The sequence below is a fragment of the Citrobacter sp. RHBSTW-01013 genome, from assembly GCF_013781985.1.
GTDB lineage: Bacteria > Pseudomonadota > Gammaproteobacteria > Enterobacterales > Enterobacteriaceae > Citrobacter > Citrobacter braakii.
This window is the reverse complement of sequence record NZ_CP056185.1, coordinates 4,715,664-4,733,289: the sequence shown is the minus strand read 5'-3', so window position 1 is coordinate 4,733,289 and position 17,626 is coordinate 4,715,664. Positions and strand designations below refer to the sequence as shown.

At 52.1% G+C, this 17,626-nt stretch carries 15 protein-coding genes; 8 read left to right on the top strand and 7 right to left on the bottom strand.

What is annotated here, in order from left to right; all coding sequences use genetic code 11:
* Window positions 1-19: 19 nt before the first annotated feature.
* The gene (locus tag HV350_RS22640) at window positions 20-301 is read right to left on the bottom strand and encodes a YjcB family protein (protein WP_016155360.1); all 282 of its coding nucleotides are present in this window, start codon (window positions 299-301) and stop codon (window positions 20-22) included.
* A gap of 551 nt (window positions 302-852) precedes the next feature.
* On the opposite strand from HV350_RS22640, the gene HV350_RS22635 reads away from it, so the two are divergent.
* The gene (locus tag HV350_RS22635) at window positions 853-2,439 is read left to right on the top strand and encodes an EAL domain-containing protein (protein WP_016155448.1); all 1,587 of its coding nucleotides are present in this window, start codon (window positions 853-855) and stop codon (window positions 2,437-2,439) included.
* A 2-nt stretch (window positions 2,440-2,441) separates the two neighbouring features.
* Here the strand turns inward: HV350_RS22635 and soxS are convergent, their stop codons facing one another.
* Window positions 2,442-2,765: a superoxide response transcriptional regulator SoxS gene (gene soxS, locus HV350_RS22630; protein WP_016155362.1), complete on the bottom strand. Its 324-nt coding sequence runs from the start codon at window positions 2,763-2,765 to the stop codon at window positions 2,442-2,444.
* A gap of 86 nt (window positions 2,766-2,851) precedes the next feature.
* Between soxS and soxR the strand changes: the two genes are divergently transcribed.
* From soxR to HV350_RS22615, 3 genes are all read left to right on the top strand, one after another.
* Window positions 2,852-3,310 carry a redox-sensitive transcriptional activator SoxR gene (soxR, locus tag HV350_RS22625; protein WP_016155363.1) on the top strand — a complete coding sequence of 153 codons (459 nt, stop codon included), beginning with the start codon at window positions 2,852-2,854 and terminating at the stop codon, window positions 3,308-3,310.
* A gap of 604 nt (window positions 3,311-3,914) precedes the next feature.
* On the top strand, window positions 3,915-5,264 hold the full coding sequence (gene ghxP / locus HV350_RS22620; RefSeq protein WP_016155449.1) for a guanine/hypoxanthine transporter GhxP: 1,350 nt from the start codon (window positions 3,915-3,917) through the stop codon (window positions 5,262-5,264).
* A 157-nt stretch (window positions 5,265-5,421) separates the two neighbouring features.
* Window positions 5,422-7,068 (top strand): Na+/H+ antiporter, encoded by a 1,647-nt coding sequence (locus tag HV350_RS22615; protein WP_016155450.1) that lies wholly within the window; start codon window positions 5,422-5,424, stop codon window positions 7,066-7,068.
* Between the two features lie 84 nt (window positions 7,069-7,152).
* On the opposite strand, the gene HV350_RS22610 is transcribed toward HV350_RS22615, so the two are convergent.
* Window positions 7,153-8,043: a LysR family transcriptional regulator gene (locus HV350_RS22610; RefSeq protein ID WP_047357727.1), complete on the bottom strand. Its 891-nt coding sequence runs from the start codon at window positions 8,041-8,043 to the stop codon at window positions 7,153-7,155.
* Window positions 8,044-8,144: 101 nt separating this feature from the next.
* Here HV350_RS22610 and HV350_RS22605 point away from each other — a divergent pair, with 101 nt between their 5' ends.
* Both HV350_RS22605 and HV350_RS22600 read left to right on the top strand, forming a co-directional pair.
* Window positions 8,145-8,555: a CidA/LrgA family protein gene (locus tag HV350_RS22605; protein ID WP_016155367.1), complete on the top strand. Its 411-nt coding sequence runs from the start codon at window positions 8,145-8,147 to the stop codon at window positions 8,553-8,555.
* Window positions 8,548-9,237 carry an LrgB family protein gene (locus tag HV350_RS22600; RefSeq protein ID WP_016155368.1) on the top strand — a complete coding sequence of 230 codons (690 nt, stop codon included), beginning with the start codon at window positions 8,548-8,550 and terminating at the stop codon, window positions 9,235-9,237. Before HV350_RS22605 ends, HV350_RS22600 begins: the two co-directional genes overlap by 8 nt.
* A gap of 42 nt (window positions 9,238-9,279) precedes the next feature.
* Here the strand turns inward: HV350_RS22600 and actP are convergent, their stop codons facing one another.
* The 3 genes from actP to acs all read right to left on the bottom strand — a co-directional run bounded on the left by actP (window position 9,280) and on the right by acs (window position 13,435).
* The gene (actP, locus tag HV350_RS22595; protein WP_016155369.1) at window positions 9,280-10,929 is read right to left on the bottom strand and encodes a cation/acetate symporter ActP; all 1,650 of its coding nucleotides are present in this window, start codon (window positions 10,927-10,929) and stop codon (window positions 9,280-9,282) included.
* Window positions 10,926-11,240, bottom strand: coding sequence for a DUF485 domain-containing protein (locus HV350_RS22590; protein ID WP_016155370.1), 315 nt, complete (start codon window positions 11,238-11,240; stop codon window positions 10,926-10,928). Before HV350_RS22590 ends, actP begins: the two co-directional genes overlap by 4 nt.
* A 236-nt stretch (window positions 11,241-11,476) precedes the next feature.
* Window positions 11,477-13,435, bottom strand: coding sequence for an acetate--CoA ligase (acs, locus tag HV350_RS22585; protein ID WP_016155371.1), 1,959 nt, complete (start codon window positions 13,433-13,435; stop codon window positions 11,477-11,479).
* 472 nt (window positions 13,436-13,907) lie between these two features.
* Between acs and HV350_RS22580 the strand changes: the two genes are divergently transcribed.
* Entirely contained in the window at window positions 13,908-14,540 is a 633-nt protein-coding gene (locus HV350_RS22580; protein ID WP_001567369.1) for a hypothetical protein, read from the top strand.
* Between the two features lie 28 nt (window positions 14,541-14,568).
* Here HV350_RS22580 and HV350_RS22575 read toward each other — a convergent pair whose 3' ends face one another.
* On the bottom strand, window positions 14,569-15,972 hold the full coding sequence (locus HV350_RS22575; protein ID WP_001567368.1) for an ISNCY-like element ISKpn21 family transposase: 1,404 nt from the start codon (window positions 15,970-15,972) through the stop codon (window positions 14,569-14,571).
* A 180-nt stretch (window positions 15,973-16,152) separates the two neighbouring features.
* Between HV350_RS22575 and nrfA the strand changes: the two genes are divergently transcribed.
* Entirely contained in the window at window positions 16,153-17,589 is a 1,437-nt protein-coding gene (gene nrfA, locus HV350_RS22570; protein ID WP_016155372.1) for an ammonia-forming nitrite reductase cytochrome c552 subunit, read from the top strand.
* Window positions 17,590-17,626 lie beyond the last annotated feature (37 nt).

The following is a 17,626-nucleotide window of genomic DNA, read 5'->3' as shown; positions in this document are numbered from 1 at the left end:
GCCATATGCAATTCTGTTATCAGTTCAACACCATCGGCCAGTCTGGCGGTGTATGGCTCATCACTTCAACCATTACGGTTTCAATGTTCTTCCAGATTGCGGACATATCCACCAGGGTTATGCCGAGTAATCCGGTCGCAAACCAGCAGGCAAAAACCAGCCCTAAACCGCTGCTAATGACGGCCAGGCCAATATAATCTGATTTACGAAAACGGATATTGAGCGTACTGGCTAAAAACATCAGCACTGCACTGAGTAATTGCCACCGCAGAAGAACCACGCCAGTTGTTATCGTTGCCATGAAAAACGTCCTCAGAAAGTCTGGATGCCCAGGACAGCGCGGGGGTGTTCACCGAGGGTGTAGTACTCTGGCTATCGACGGGCAATAACATGAATGAAACATCGTTTCTGTTACATGATTTTTGTGAACTATATCACATATGATCGTTTGTTCACCAGTGTTGGGCGTATTTTTTGCAGGATGATAACCATGTTAAACATGTGGTTATATTTGAGGAAGCAATGATACTAAATAATCAATCTTAAAGATGCATTTTTGTTACCTGTTTTATTTATCCTAAATTCATCGTTAAAAAAATCTAATGAATTTCTTAAATAAAGCCAGGATAGTGCTTATAAAAAATTACTCCTTGAGGATAATAACGTTATGAAATAAGCATAACTTTAAGTTTGTCTTACGGAAAAATAATATCATCATCAACTATTATCAGACTTTTACATAGAGAAGTCTGTTGCTAATACTGATAGATTCATGCAACTTAATCAGTCGGTGTTTATAGCATCTTGCCTTAATGGGTTCTGGCATATACGAAACAGGGAAACAGGGCTGACATGAATCACAGTGCGCGACGCAAGATACTGAAGTTCCTCGGAACATTCATGGTGGTATTGCTCCCCGTGGTGCTGGCGTTATGGTTTGCTCAAATCCGGGCAATGTCCGAAACCCGTAATCAACTTCGCTCTTTTGCGCAACTGGTGTTAAATAAAACTGAATTGGTGATCCAACAAGCCGATTTAGCGCGAGATATGGCCCTGTTGTATCAAGGTAAGATGTGTACCCCGGCACATCAGAAAAATATGCTAGATATTATTCGTGGTCGTTTATATATCAGCGAGTTAATTTATGCGCAGGGCGATCATTTTTTGTGCTCTACGTCGATGGCGCCGCCAGTCGCCTATATTATGCCGACCGCCGACTATAAACGTACGCCGGACATCTCCATTTATTACTATCGCGATACCCCCTTTTTCGCTGGCTACAGAATGACGTATATGCAACGTGGAAACTACGTTGTCGTCATCAACCCATTATCTTACAGCGAAGTTATGTCAGATGACCCGGACCTGTCTTGGGGCGTGTATGACACGGTAACGGGTACTTTTTTCTCTGCCAGCGAAGGGGCGCCTATTGCGCAGTTATTGCCGTTGGTGCACGGTGAAGCCTCAACCTTCCAGTTGGACGATCGCTTCTACACCAAAGTGCATTCAGAAAAACGCCCGATTGCGATTATTGTGTCGACTTCGGATAAACGCATACATTCGATTTTCTATCATGAGGCTGCCTTAACGATTCCTTTCGGGATTATCTGCAGCATCCTGATGCTGTTAATGTGGTGGCGCACGCGTCAGGAATACTTATCTCCCCGCCGCTTGTTAAAACGCGCAATCAAAAAACGTCAACTGTGTCTGCACTACCAGCCGATCATTGATATCGAAAACGGCCAGTGCGTAGGGGCTGAGGCTCTGCTGCGCTGGCCGGGCTGTGATGGTGAAGTAATGAGCCCAACCGAGTTTATTCCGCTGGCTGAAAAAGAGGGAATGATTGAGCGGATCACGGATTACGTGATTGAAGAGGTATTCAACGATTTAGGATATTTTCTTTCGGCGCATCCTCAGCTTTATATCTCGATAAACCTCTCTGCTTCTGACTTTCATTCATCCCGACTTATTGCCCTGATTACCGACAAAAACCGTGAGTACTCTGTGGCGGCCCAGCAAATTAAAGTCGAGGTGACGGAACGCGGGTTTATTGATGTAGATAAAATGACCGCGGTAATCCAGGCGTTTCGTCAGGCGGGTTATGAAGTGGCGTTTGATGATTTTGGGACGGGATATTCCAATCTACACAATTTATCCGCGTTGAATATCGATATCCTGAAGATCGACAAATCATTTATTAGTACGTTGTCCACCAACAGCACCAGTCACCTGATTGCCGAACATATCATCGAAATGGCGCAAAGCTTACACCTGAAGATGATTGCGGAAGGGGTAGAGACGGTTGAGCAAATCGAGTGGCTGCGCGAACGTGGCGTACAGTATTGTCAGGGCTGGTATTTTGCGAAGGCGCTGCCGCCACAGGAGTTCATGCACTGGATACAACGGTCGCCCGCCATACTGACGCAGAGCGGGCAATAATCTTACAGGCGGTGGCGGTAATCGCTAGGGGTACGATCAAACTCGCGGCGAAACACGCGTGAGAAGGTTTGTTGTGATACATAACCAAGATCCATCGCGATATCGAAAATAGGTCGCTCGGTCGTCCGCAGTTCAACAGCAGCCAGCAGGAGTCGACGCTGGCGGATATAGTCACCCAACGTCTGGCGCATCACCGTGCGGAACATTCTCTGTAAATACCACTTCGAGTAACCTGATTTTTTCGCCACCGCCTCAATGTTCAGCGGCTGATCGATATGGTCGTCAATCCATTCAATAAGGGTCTGAATAATCTGCTGATGGGACATAGGGCTGCCTCTTTTTCAGTATTCGATTCGTCGTTTTGTCTGTGGGCGAGTATAATTCCTCAAGTTAACTTGAGGTAAAGCGATTTATGGAAAAGAAATTACCCCGAATAAAAGCGCTGCTCACGCCAGGTGAAGTCGCAAAGCGTAGCGGCGTAGCGGTATCAACCCTGCATTTCTATGAAAGCAAAGGGTTAATCAGCAGTATGCGCAACAGCGGCAATCAGCGCCGATACAGACGTGATGTGTTGCGTTATGTGGCGATTATCAAGATTGCTCAACGCATCGGGATCCCGTTGGCAACGATCGGTGACGCGCTCGGCGTATTACCTGAAGGACATTCGCTCAGTGCTAAAGAGTGGAAGCAGCTCTCTTCGCAATGGCGTGAAGAGCTGGATCGACGCATTCATACTTTAGTGGCGCTACGCGATGAACTGGATGGGTGTATTGGTTGCGGTTGTTTGTCGCGCAGCGATTGCCCGTTGCGTAACCCAGGCGATCAGCTTGGCGAGAAGGGGACCGGGGCGCGTCTGCTGGAAGATGATTGATGTGAAATATCTGATGGATGGACGGATATAAAACTAAAGCGCCACAGAGGGCGCTTTAGTTTGGTTCCGGTCTTTGTCTTTCACTCTATCCCGCTGGTTCACGGGAGGGTTTCCCCCGACATCAACACCCCTCAGTCGAGCACATTAGGTGAGGTTCCGGTCTGTGTTGATAATGTAATTGTAAGCCACCTCTCTCCATTTACCAGTGAAATGGTGATTTTTTAGCCAAAAAATTTTCCGCATCTTCACCGGTTTTCTTGCGCAAGTTTGCGTGAAAAAGGCACACCGATGTTGTAATAACTCCGCAAAATTTGTTGCCAGACTGCGCATTGACGATAACGTTTGCGCATCGACTGATTATTTATTGCGCGTTATAAGGAGAAATGAGTAAAAAGCGGCAAAGTTCAGTTGAAAACCAGCGTATGATCGCTGGATAATCGTTTGCTTTTTTTTACCACCCGTTTTTTATGCGCGGAGCTAAACGTTTGCTTTTTTGCGACACCCCTATTGACGCAAACCTGGCACATGGAGAAAACGTTTAGCAGGCAGTGGATTGTCCAGCACGCATAATGACGAAAAAATAAACTCTCAGGGGATGTTTTCTATGTCTACGCCTTCAGCGCGTACCGGCGGTTCACTCGACGCCTGGTTTAAAATTTCGCTCCGCGGCAGTACCGTTCGTCAGGAAGTCGTTGCCGGATTAACGACGTTCCTGGCCATGGTCTACTCCGTTATCGTGGTTCCGGGGATGCTGGGTAAAGCCGGATTCCCGCCTGCCGCTGTATTTGTGGCAACCTGTCTGGTCGCGGGCGTCGGTTCTATTGTGATGGGCCTGTGGGCAAACCTGCCGCTGGCGATTGGCTGCGCCATTTCTTTGACGGCGTTTACCGCATTCAGCCTGGTACTGGGACAACATATCAGTGTGCCTGTTGCGCTGGGTGCGGTGTTCCTGATGGGTGTCCTGTTTACCATCATTTCCGCGACTGGTATTCGTAGCTGGATCCTGCGCAATCTACCGCAGGGTGTTGCGCACGGTACGGGGATTGGTATCGGCCTGTTCCTGCTGCTGATTGCGGCAAACGGCGTGGGTCTGGTTATTAAAAACCCGCTGGACGGCCTGCCGGTTGCGCTGGGCGATTTCGATACCTTCCCGGTGATTATGTCGCTGGTAGGTCTGGCGGTGATTATTGGCCTCGAAAAACTGAAAGTACCTGGCGGTATCCTGCTGACTATTATCGGTATTTCCGTAGTGGGTTTGATTTTCGACCCGGCCGTACATTTCTCCGGTATTTTTGCCATGCCGTCTCTGAGCGACGAAAACGGCAACTCGCTGATCGGTAGCCTGGATATTATGGGCGCACTAAACCCGATCGTACTGCCGAGCGTGCTGGCGCTGGTCATGACCGCTGTCTTCGATGCGACCGGAACCATCCGTGCGGTAGCCGGACAGGCGAATCTGCTGGATAAAGACGGACAGATTATTGACGGCGGCAAAGCGCTGACCACCGACTCCCTGAGCAGCGTGTTCTCTGGCCTGGTGGGCGCTGCACCGGCGGCGGTTTATATTGAATCCGCAGCGGGTACGGCGGCAGGCGGCAAAACCGGCCTGACGGCGATCACCGTTGGCGTACTATTCCTGCTGATCCTGTTCCTCTCTCCGCTCTCTTATCTTGTACCAGTATATGCAACGGCACCTGCGCTGATGTATGTGGGCCTGCTGATGTTGAGCAACGTAGCGAAAATCGACTTTGCTGACTTTGTCGACGCTATGGCGGGGCTGGTAACGGCCGTATTTATCGTGCTGACCTGTAACATCGTGACCGGCATTATGATTGGCTTTGCTACCCTGGTGATTGGCCGTATCGTCTCTGGCGAATGGCGCAAACTGAACATCGGCACAGTGGTCATCGCCATCGCGCTGGTGGCCTTCTACGCTGGTGGTTGGGCTATCTAATCCTCATTTGATGAAGATTCTGAAAACGGGTGGCTTTGGCCGCCCGTTTTTATTTTCACAACACTCTCGTTGTCTTTTGCGTTACTCTCAAGTAGATAGAATTGAGGCACGACGCCTCTCATCACTGATCATAAGAAACATCGCAAACAGGGAACGCATGGAAATCTTTTTCACCATACTCATCATGACCCTTGTGGTCTCGCTGTCGGGGGTTTTTACTCGCGTATTGCCATTCCAACTCCCTTTACCCCTTATGCAGATCGCCATCGGCGCCTTGCTGGCGTGGCCGACGTTTGGTTTGCATGTGGAATTCGATCCTGAGCTTTTTCTGGTTCTGTTCATCCCGCCGCTGCTTTTCGCCGATGGCTGGAAGACGCCAACCCGTGAGTTTCTGGAGCACGGGCGAGAGATCTTCGGCCTTGCGCTGGCGCTGGTTCTGGTCACGGTGGTCGGGATTGGCTTTATGATTTACTGGCTGGTGCCGGGGATCCCTCTCATCCCAGCCTTTGCGCTGGCCGCTGTCCTGTCGCCAACCGATGCCGTGGCCCTTTCCGGCATAGTGGGCGAGGGACGCATACCGAAGAAAATCATGGGTATCCTGCAGGGCGAAGCGTTGATGAACGACGCCTCCGGTCTGGTATCACTGAAATTTGCCGTCGCCGTGGCGATGGGCACGATGGTGTTTACGGTTGGTGGCGCAACGCTTGAATTCTTCAAGGTAGCGATTGGCGGTATCCTGGCCGGTTTTGTCGTCAGTTGGCTGTACGGGCGCTCCCTGCGTTTTCTCAGCCGTTGGGGGGGTGATGAACCGGCAACGCAAATCGTTCTGCTGTTCCTGCTGCCGTTTGCGTCTTACCTGATTGCGGAACACATCGGTGTTTCCGGCATCCTCGCGGCGGTCGCAGCCGGGATGACGATTACCCGTTCCGGGGTAATGCGCCGGGCGCCGCTGGCGATGCGTTTACGTGCTAACAGCACCTGGGCGATGCTGGAGTTTGTGTTTAACGGCATGGTTTTCTTGCTGTTAGGACTGCAGTTGCCGGGGATTCTGGAGTCTTCTTTGGCGGCGGCAGAAGCCGATCCGAATGTTGAAATCTGGATGCTGTTTACCGATATAGTGCTGATTTACGTGGCGCTGATGCTGGTACGTTTTGGCTGGCTGTGGACGATGAAGAAGTTTAGCCTGCGCTTTCTGAAGAAAAAGCCGATGGAGTTTGGTTCCTGGACGACGCGTGAAATCATGATCGCCTCCTTTGCGGGCGTGCGTGGGGCCATTACTCTTGCCGGTGTGCTCTCTATTCCGTTGCTGTTACCGGATGGTAGCGGCTTCCCGGCGCGATATGAGCTGATCTTCCTTGCCGCGGGCGTGATTCTGTTCTCGCTGTTTGTTGGCGTGGTGATGCTGCCGCTTCTGCTGCAACACCTGGAAGTGGCAGACCACTCGCAGCAGCAGAAAGAGGAACGAATTGCCCGCGCTGCCACGGCGGAAGTGGCGATTGTCGCCATCCAGAAAATGGAGGAGCGTCTGGCCGCAGATACCGAAGAGAACATCGACAATCAGTTGCTCACCGAGGTGAGTTCACGCGTCATCGGTAACCTGCGTCGACGCGCCGACGGACGCAACGACGTAGAAAGCTCGATGCAGGAAGAAAACCTCGAGCGGCGTTTCCGTCTGGCGGCCCTGCGCTCCGAGCGCGCGGAACTTTATCACCTGCGCGCCACGCGGGAAATCAGCAATGAGACGCTGCAAAAACTGCTGCACGATCTGGATTTGCTGGAAGCGCTGTTGATCGAGAACGAATAAACGGTTGTGCCTGATGGCGCTACGCTTATCAGGCCTACGGAATCCAATTGTAGGTCTGATAAGCGTTAAGCCGCATCCGGCATGTTACGACTCTTGCGTTAGCCAGAACCCTTCACAGCATTTGAGCCACGCCTGGGCGCTGTGCGACAGATACACACCTTCGCGCCAAATCATGCCCAACTGCCAGCGTAAATCACTCTCCAAAGGGATCCAGCGCAGCGTCTGCTTATCCAAGCGCTGGCAAATCGGCTCCGGTAAAATGGCGATCCCGACTCCGGCTTGCACCATCGCCGCCAGAAAATCCCACTGCCCACTGCGTACCGCGATGCGGGGTTTGACGTTGTGCTGGTTAAACAGCTCAAGCAACTGACGGCTCAACGCGAAATCTTCGTTATAGATAAGCAGGGGATGCTCCGCTAACGCCTCGGGGGAAATGGATTCACACGTTGTCCACTGACCGGAGCGGGGGACCAGCACGCAGAGCGGATGGCTAAAAAGCGGTAAGGTCGCCAGGCCGCTCTCTTCTTCAACCGGCAGCGCGGTCATCGCGACATCCAGCTCGCCATTCATCACCGCCTGCTGGACGGTTAAGCCTCCAAATTCAGATACCTTCAGCTCGACGCCGGGATAGCGCTGGCGAAACAGGCTGATAGGCCCGGCCATCAACATACCGACCATGGGCGGAATGCCGAGGCGCAGCACTCCCTTGTTGAGGTGATTAATGTCGCTGAGTTCTGCTTCGAGCTGGCGAAACTCGGCGAGGATCGCCAGGCCGCGTTCGAAAACAACCTGTCCGGTGTCGGTTAACAGCAGTCGCCGACCGTCGCGGATTAACAGCGTGCAGTTAAGCTCGTCTTCAAGGTTCTTCAACATCTTGCTGATGGTGGGCTGGGTGACAAAAAGCTTCTCCGCTGCGCGGGTAAAGCTCTGCTGACGAACCACCTCAACAAAATAGCGCAGCGTTCTGATATCCATGATTATTCCTTAAGACTATGCCTGCAATGAGTTTAATTCATTTCAGTCCTGGACGGGGGCTCTCTATACTGGCGCTCTCTACTTTTTAAGGACATACCCTCATGGCTGTGGCGATAAGCCGCGTGACGCCTGCCGTTATTCATCGACTCCAGATCCCCGTTCAGGTTCTGTTGTACGCAGGTCTATTTGTATTTGCTCAATATCTTGTCTCCTGGCTGCATCTGCCGCTTCCTGCCAACCTGGTTGGGATGGTGCTGATGTTGGCGCTGATTGTCTGCCGGGTTATCCCGCTGAACTGGATTCGTGCAGGCGCTCGCTGGTTACTGGCTGAAATGTTGCTGTTTTTTGTTCCGGCGGTGGTGGCTGTCGTCAACTATACGCAGCTGTTGTTGGTCGATGGTTGGCGCATATTTGCCGTCATTGCGCTAAGTACGTTGATGGTGCTTGGCGCAACGGCGTGGGTCGTGGATAAAGTGTATCGCTATGAAATGAGCAGGCTAAACCGTGAGTAATTTCCAGCTAAGCGTGCTGTGTCTGGTGATTACGCTGGGCATCTATTTTGCCAACAAGCGGCTGTATCGCCGTTTTCGTAAATTACCGCTGATGCCGTTAGTGTTCACTCCTGCGCTGCTGGTCCTGATGCTGGTCTTTGGGCATATCTCCTGGCAAAACTATATTGGTGAATCGCACTGGCTGCTGTGGCTGTTAGGCCCTGCGACCATCGCTTTTGCCGTTCCGGTCTATGACAACCTTGCCGTGATTAAGCGACACTGGATGTCACTGACGGCGGGCGTGGTAACGGCAACGCTGGTGGCCGTTACCAGTTCCGTGTGGCTGGCGCGTCTGTTTATGTTGCCTGATGAAATCCAGCGTAGCCTGGCGGTGCGCTCCGTCACCACGCCATTTGCGCTGGCGGCAGCAGAGCCGTTGGGCGGGCAACCAGACCTGGTGGCATTGTTCGTGGTAGTGACCGGTGTATTCGGTATGGCGGTTGGCGATGTACTGTTTTTACGGCTTTCTATTCGGGAAGGGATGGCGAAAGGCGCAGGATTTGGCGCAGCCTCGCATGGTGCGGGCACGGCGCGCTCTTATGAGCTCGGCCAGCAGGAGGGCGTGGTCGCCAGCCTGGTGATGATGCTTTCCGGCGTGGTGATGGTGCTGGTGGCGCCGCTGGTCGCGATGGTGATGTTCTGAAAAAATGCCCCGGTCGTTCAGACCGGGGATGAGTAGGTGTGGTTAGTGCGCGCGACCTTGTTCTACGCCGTACCCGGTCTGGGAACGGATGAACTGAGCACGGAACTGCTCGCGTTCGCGATTACCTTCTTCTGAGTTATCGGTAGCAGAGAAGAACCAGATCCCGAGGAACGCTACGCTGATGGAGAACAGCGCCGGATATTCATACGGGAAAATGGCTTTTTCGTGACCAAGGATCTGGACCCAAATCGTCGGGCCAAGCACCATCAGCACCACCGCCGTCAGCAGACCTAACCAGCCGCCCAACATCGCGCCACGCGTGGTCAGTCTTGACCAGTACATGGAGAGCAGAATGATCGGGAAGTTGCAGCTGGCTGCGATAGCAAACGCCAGACCTACCATGAAGGCGATATTCTGGTTCTCAAACAGCACGCCGAGCAGGATGGCAATCACGCCCAGCACCAGTACGGTGATTTTCGACACCTTCAGCTCTTCACGTTCGGTTGCGCCTTTACGGAACACGTTGGCGTACAGGTCGTGAGAAACGGCCGATGCGCCCGCCAGCGTCAGGCCTGCAACCACTGCCAGGATGGTGGCAAACGCCACGGCTGAGATGAAGCCCAGGAATAGGTTGCCGCCCACCGCATTTGCCAGGTGAACCGCCGCCATGTTGTTACCGCCGATCAGCGCGCCAGCAGCGTCTTTATACGCCGGATTAGCGCCCACCAGCATGATCGCACCAAAGCCGATGATAAAGGTCAGGATGTAGAAATAACCCATAAAACCGGTGGCATAGAACACGCTCTTACGCGCTTCGCGGGCATCGCTGACCGTAAAGAAGCGCATCAGGATGTGCGGCAAGCCTGCCGTACCAAACATTAGGCCGAGACCTAACGACAGGGCGGAGATCGGATCTTTTACCAGTCCGCCCGGGCTCATAATGGCTGAACCTTTCGGGTGTACCGCCATTGCTTCGGTGAACAGGTTGTTGAAGCTAAAGCCGACGTGCTTCATCACCATAAAGGCCATAAAGCTGGCGCCGAACAGCAGCAGAACGGCTTTGATGATCTGTACCCAGGTGGTCGCCAGCATGCCGCCAAACAGGACGTACATCATCATCAGCACGCCAACCAGTACGACGGCGATGTGATAGTTCAGACCAAACAGCAGCTCAATCAGCTTACCTGCGCCGACCATCTGGGCGATCAGATACAGCGCGACCACCACCAGAGAACCACAGGCCGACAGAATACGGATTGGTCCTTGCTTCAGACGATAAGAAGCAACATCTGCAAAGGTGTAACGACCCAGGTTACGCAGACGCTCAGCAATCAGGAACAGGATAATTGGCCAGCCGACCAGGAAGCCGAGTGAATAGATCAGCCCGTCATAACCGGAGGTAAACACCAGCGCGGAAATCCCGAGAAACGATGCCGCCGACATATAGTCGCCCGCAATCGCCAGCCCGTTCTGGAAACCAGTGATGTTACCGCCGGCGGTGTAGTAGTCATTACGCGAACGTACGCGCTTAGACGCCCAGTAAGTAATACCGAGCGTAAAGATGACGAAAATCAGGAACATGACAATCGCCTGCCAGTTGGTTGGCTGGCGTTGGACTGCACCGCTAATAGCATCCGCCGCGTTTGCGGCGAAGGGCAGCGTGGCGGCAAGCGCCGTCAGGACTCTCTTCATGATGCTTTAACCTCGTGCAGAACCGCATTGTTCAGGCGGTCGAATTCACCGTTTGCCCGCCAGATATAGATCCCGGTCAGGATGAAGGAGATGAGGATCACACCGACCCCAATCGGAATACCCCGGGTGACGCTGGTTCCCGCGTGTAGCGGCGTACCCAGCCAGCCAGGCGCAAAGGCAATCAGTAAAATAAAGCTGATGTAAACTGCCAGCATGATGATGGACAGAATGGTGGCAAACCGTTGCCTTTTTTCAACTAACTCCCTGAAACGCGCACTGTCTTCTATCCGCTGATAAATAGAGTCATTCATCACAGAGTTCTCCAGAGGCCCCCTTCGTCTTTCACGTTGCAAGTGTGTTGGCCGCACTCGCCCACCTCAGTCACATAGTGAACTATGCTCCTGGGGATGCGCTCGCTTGCCGCCTTCCTGCAACGCGAAATCCTTTGGGGTGGGTTATTATATTTTCCCTCCCGGTCAGGGGAGGGGTAGGGGTAGGATTTGTAGGCCCGATAAGCCGCGCACCATCGGGCATTTCACGGTTATGGTTATGATGGCATCGCGATGGCCTGCTTCTCTTCGAGCAGTTTCTCTACCACGCCAGGATCGGCGAGGGTCGAGGTATCGCCCAGATTGCTGGTATCGCCCGCCGCGATTTTACGCAGAATACGGCGCATGATTTTGCCGGAGCGGGTTTTCGGCAGTGAGTCGGTCCAGTGCAGCACGTCTGGCGTTGCCAGCGGACCAATTTCTTTACGTACCCAGTTGCGCACCTCGGCGTACAGCTCCGGTGACGGCTCTTCGCCGTGATTCAGCGTGACGTAGGCGTAGATCGCCTGGCCTTTAATATTATGCGGAATACCCACCACCGCGGCCTCGGCAATCTTCGGATGTGACACCAGCGCCGATTCGATTTCTGCCGTTCCCAGACGGTGGCCAGAGACGTTCAGCACATCGTCCACACGACCGGTGATCCAGTAATAGCCATCTTCGTCACGACGCGCGCCGTCGCCGCTGAAGTACATATTCTTGAAGGTAGAAAAGTAGGTCTGCTCAAAGCGTTCGTGATCGCCAAACAGCGTTCTCGCCTGGCCCGGCCACGAGTCGGTAATCACCAGGTTGCCTTCGGTCGCGCCTTCCAGCGGATTACCCTCGTTATCGACAATCGCAGGCTGTACGCCAAAGAACGGACGGGTTGCGGAACCCGCTTTCAGCTCGGTGGCGCCCGGCAGCGGGGTGATCATGAATCCACCGGTTTCGGTCTGCCACCAGGTATCGACGACCGGGCATTTTTCGTTGCCGATCTTCTTCCAGTACCACTCCCATGCTTCCGGGTTAATCGGCTCGCCAACGGAACCCAGGATACGCAGCGAGGAGCGGTCAGTGCCTTCAATCGCTTTATCACCTTCTGCCATCAGGGCGCGGATGGCGGTCGGCGCGGTATACAGAATATTGACCTGGTGCTTGTCCACAACCTGCGACATACGCGCCGGGGTTGGCCAGTTTGGCACGCCTTCGAACATCAGCGTGGTTGCGCCGCAGGCCAGCGGACCATACAGCAGGTAGCTGTGCCCGGTTACCCAACCCACGTCAGCAGTACACCAATAAATATCGCCCTGATGGTAGTCAAACACGTACTTAAAGGTGGTTGCGGCATAGACCAGATATCCGCCGGTGGTATGCAGTACGCCTTTTGGCTTGCCGGTTGAACCGGAGGTATAGAGGATAAACAGCGGATCTTCCGCGTTCATTTCTTCTGGCTGATGTTCCGGGCTGGCTTTCTCGATAAGATCGGACCACCACAGGTCACGGCCTTCCTGCCATTCCGTTTTTCCACCGGTACGTTTGAGGACGACCACATGTTCCACGGTTTTCACGTTCGGGTTTTTCAGCGCATCATCGACGTTCTTTTTCAGCGGGATGGCGCGGCCGGCGCGCACGCCTTCGTCGGCGGTGATCACCAGACGTGAATTGGAGTCGATGATACGTCCGGCGACGGCCTCTGGTGAGAAACCACCGAAGATGACCGAATGCACCGCGCCAATGCGGGCGCAAGCCAGCATAGCAACCGCCGCTTCCGGCACCATCGGCATATAAATGGCCACTACGTCGCCTTTTTTAATGCCTAAATCCAGTAGCGTATTGGCGAAACGGCAAACATCGCGATGCAGTTCGCGATAAGTAATGTTTTTGCTTTGGGTGGCGTCATCGCCTTCCCAGATGATGGCGGTGCGATCGCCATTTGCCTGTAAATGACGGTCAAGGCAGTTTGCGGCCAGGTTCAGGGTGCCGTCTTCGTACCATTTAATCGACACGTTGCCCGGTGCGAAGGAGGTGTTCTTCACCTGGCTGTACGGCTTGATCCAATCAAGTATCTTTCCCTGCTCGCCCCAAAATGTGTCGGGTTCGTTAACGGATTGCTGGTATTTCTCTTCGTACTGCTCCGGGTTTATCAGGCAACGATCCGCAATGTTTGCGGGAATAGCGTGTTTATGTATTTGGCTCATGGCTTTTGTTCTCCTTGTAGGATGTTAATAATATGTCTCATAAACGTTAAATGTAGGGGCTTTGAGAGTTTTGTTTAGTATTTGCGCGGCAGATCACGCAATAAACGAATTGTGCAAATTAGCGGCAAACTTAATTTTGAAGGGAACTAGCAAAAATTGATTAAATCTCGCGATAACATGTAGTTATCTAAAGGATTATTGAAAAGGTGATCTATCTCTGAATTAGACAAAAGAGTGAGGAGTTAGAGGGGGGTTATAACTCTAAAGTGGTATTTTACATACACTTACAATTGATTAAAGACAACATTTTCAGTGTGGTTTCTTGTTACAAATAGGGTGGAGCAATGTCATGATAGTGTCAAGGCTCAATTGAAATGTCCGTTATCCAGCTCAATTAAAATGACCACTTTGATCTCTCATTCTCTTTACTGATAGACTTTCCTCCGACTGAAACAACAGGATGATTGAGCCCATGCTTCGATACGAGTTAACGCCGAACAATGCAGGTTTTATACTGTGGGGAGATTCAGAAGCCCTGAATGAATTACATGAACTCATTCATTACATCGTGGATGAAAGCCCACTGATTAAAGTTAAAGACGGATTTATGTTATCCCTTGCCTATGATATTCGTAAAGCACGGGAAGGTAATCGTCGTGTTGAGCAACATCAGTATGATCAACATGATACATATAAGCTTTATGGTGTTGAGCTTTTATGGCCTCTGGTCCTGGTACAGTCCTCAATACTCAGAAACTCAATGGGTTATATTCAGACAGACAAAAACCAGCTGTCTGTCATGTATGCCTTTGAATACCTGATAGAATCAGCATTAACAGAGTCTGAGAGAACAACGTCGAATGATATTATGCTAACAGTAAAATATGCATCAGACTCTGATTTTAATTTCATTGAGGATAATATTGACAGCAGGTGCTGCTATTTTATCAGCCTATCTCCGGAGCAAAGAAAAAAGCAGTTAATCAGTATTGTTCGTTCTTTTCATTCATTATGGGGTAAGTATGCCCGTGAAAAGCAGGACATAAAGATGCTGAACGAAATGAATAATACATCATGGGTCTGGCCGGACAATATCAACTGGTGAGCAACCACTGTCCGGCCAGTGAGTACCATCAGCGGGCTCTTTTACCAAAAATGTCCTCTGAACGTGACTGAAGCTGTTTGAGTGCTTCGAGCATGTCATCATTATCCAGTGAGCGCTGGGATTTCTTCCCTTCCTGCTTTGGCCGTCGTCGGGAAGGGCCATCTCCAGCGGGAATTGACTGAGAGCGCGTGTTATCCCGCTTGCTCTGCACCAGACTGATAAACTCCAGGGTTCGGCCAAGACGCTTGTTATCGACAATCGCGCCCTGGTCGATTTCTGACAGTCGGTCGTAGGTAGAGTAGGGAAGTAGCGTACCGTTCAGGCGCAGCTCTTTTCTGCCATCAGGATAGTGATACACATCGATATATTTACCTATTGCACGGCGACTCAGTTCGCTGTCTTCAATCAGGTACAACATTTTATCATATTGTATCGTCAACGATTTTGAGACTTTACGTTTTTCACGAACAGTGAAAATAAGCCCCAGGTCCTCATCATGTTCTACAGCACGGTGTACGTCAAAATCATGTCGCGGTACTTTGCCAAAACGGCGGTTATAGTCAGCCATATAGGCCTCAGCGAAGTCATTTGCAGCCTCCATTGAACAAATGCCCTGTAACCGCAGCTCTTTGACCAGACGATCCTGTAAAGTGAGGTGAGCTCGTTCTACACGCCCTTTGGCGGGACTGGTTTCTGCACAGATAGTCTGGATGTTCAGTTCATGCATGGCTCGCCCAAACTGAGTATGCCCGTCTCCGCCTGTGGCGTGTTTATTGTTAACACGAAAAACACCGGCTTTATCGCTGTACAGTGCCAGCGGTTTACCATGCTTATCGATATAGCGCCGCGTGGCTTCGAAGTAAGAAAACGTGGACTCCGATTTAACAAACAACAGTTCCATCAGTTTGCTGGTTGCATCATCAACATAGACCAGCGCGGTGCAGGCCGGGCCACGGCCTTCAAACCAGTCGTGATCACAGCCATCTATTTGTATCAGCTCACCAGTACACGGACGCCGGTACCGTGGTTGAGGGATCCTTGCGGCACGTTGTTTACGGGGAACCCATAAGCCAGCCCGCACCATGATGCGCCGGACAGTTTCTTTGCCAAGAAACAGTCCGTGGAGTTCTTCGAGCTTTTCACGCGCCAGAGTCGGACCGAAATCAGCATAACGCGTCTTGATCAGTTCCAGAGCCTGATCTGCGAGCCCGGGTGGCAACTGGCGGTTACCACGCATGCCACATCGTCTGCTGGCCATACCAAGCGGTCCGCCTTCACGGTAACGGGCAAGAAGTCTGCGGCATTGCCTGTCGCTGATACCGAGGTGCTCGGCCGCACGGCGCGTTGTGATGCGACGTTCAATGACGTCCTGTATAATCTTGATCCGGTTGATCTCTTTCAAAGTAAACACTCCTGAGCTTTCTGCGCTCATGATATGCCTCCCGGTAGTTTAAACGGACCAGTGAAGCTTACCATAGCGCGGACATCTGAATTGAGCCACAGGCGGACATTACTATTGAGCCATTACAGATAGTATTCGTGTGGTTGCTGTTATGGAAAACAATAAAAGAACCGCCATTGCAGATAATGGCGTCATCTGGATGAGACCCCTATGGCAAGGATAAAATCACGCGTACGCCGTTTCTTCAGCCTGTTATTACCTTTATTATTTATTTCTGCTGTTCACGCTGAACAAACTCCTGTACCCGCAAAAACCGTCACCGTTGAAGCGAAGAATGAAACCTTCGCTCCTCAGCATCCCGATCAATATCTCTCCTGGAAAGCCACGTCTGAGCAATCAGCCCGTGAAGATGCGCTGGCAGAAGATCCGCGTCTGGTGATCCTGTGGGCGGGATATCCATTCTCGCGCGATTACAACAAACCGCGTGGACACGCTTATGCCGTGACCGATGTACGTGAAACCTTACGTACCGGCGCACCAAAAACGGCTGAAGACGGCCCGCTGCCGATGGCCTGCTGGAGCTGTAAAAGCCCGGACGTAGCACGTCTGATCCAGAAAGACGGTGAAGATGGCTACTTCCATGGTAAATGGGCGCGCGGCGGTCCGGAAATTGTTAACAATCTCGGCTGTGCAGATTGCCATAACACTGCGTCACCAGACTTCGCCAAAGGCAAGCCAGAGCTGACGCTGTCGCGTCCTTATGCAGAACGCGCGATGGAAGCAATCGGCAAACCGTTTGAGAAAGCCGGTCGCTTTGATCAGCAATCCATGGTCTGCGGTCAGTGCCACGTGGAATACTACTTCGACGGTAAAAACAAAGCCGTTAAGTTCCCGTGGGACGAGGGCATGAAAGTCGAGAACATGGAGAAATACTACGACACCATCGCCTTCTCTGACTGGACCAACTCCCTGTCGAAAACGCCGATGCTGAAAGCGCAGCACCCGGAATATGAAACCTGGAGCGCGGGCATTCACGGCAAGAACAACGTGACCTGTATCGACTGTCACATGCCGAAAGTGCAAAACGCGGAAGGCAAGATCTACACCGACCATAAAATTGGTAACCCGTTCGATAACTTTGCTCAGACCTGTGCGAACTGCCACACCCAGGATAAAGCGTCCCTGCAAAAAGTGGTCGCCGAGCGTAAACAGGCTATTCATGACCTGAAAATCAAGGTCGAAGATCAGCTGGTTCATGCGCACTTCGAAGCGAAAGCTGCATGGGATGCGGGTGCGACTGAAGCGGAAATGAAGCCGATTCTGGAAGATATCCGTCACGCACAATGGCGCTGGGACCTGTCTATCGCCTCACACGGTATTCACATGCACGCTCCGGAAGAGGGTCTGCGGATGCTGGGTAGCGCCATGGATAAAGCCGCCGATGCGCGTACCAAACTGGTCCGTCTGCTGGCGACTAAAGGCATCACCCATGAAATCCCGTTACCGGATATCTCTACCAAAGAGAAAGCCCAGGCGGCGATTGGTCTGAACATGCAGCAAATCAATGCTGAGAAGCAGGACTTCATCAAAACGGTGATTCCGCAGTGGGAAGATCAGGCGCGTAAAAACGGTCTGTTAAGCCAATAACCCCATTTCGCCCCGTCAGGGGCGGATAACTCAACGG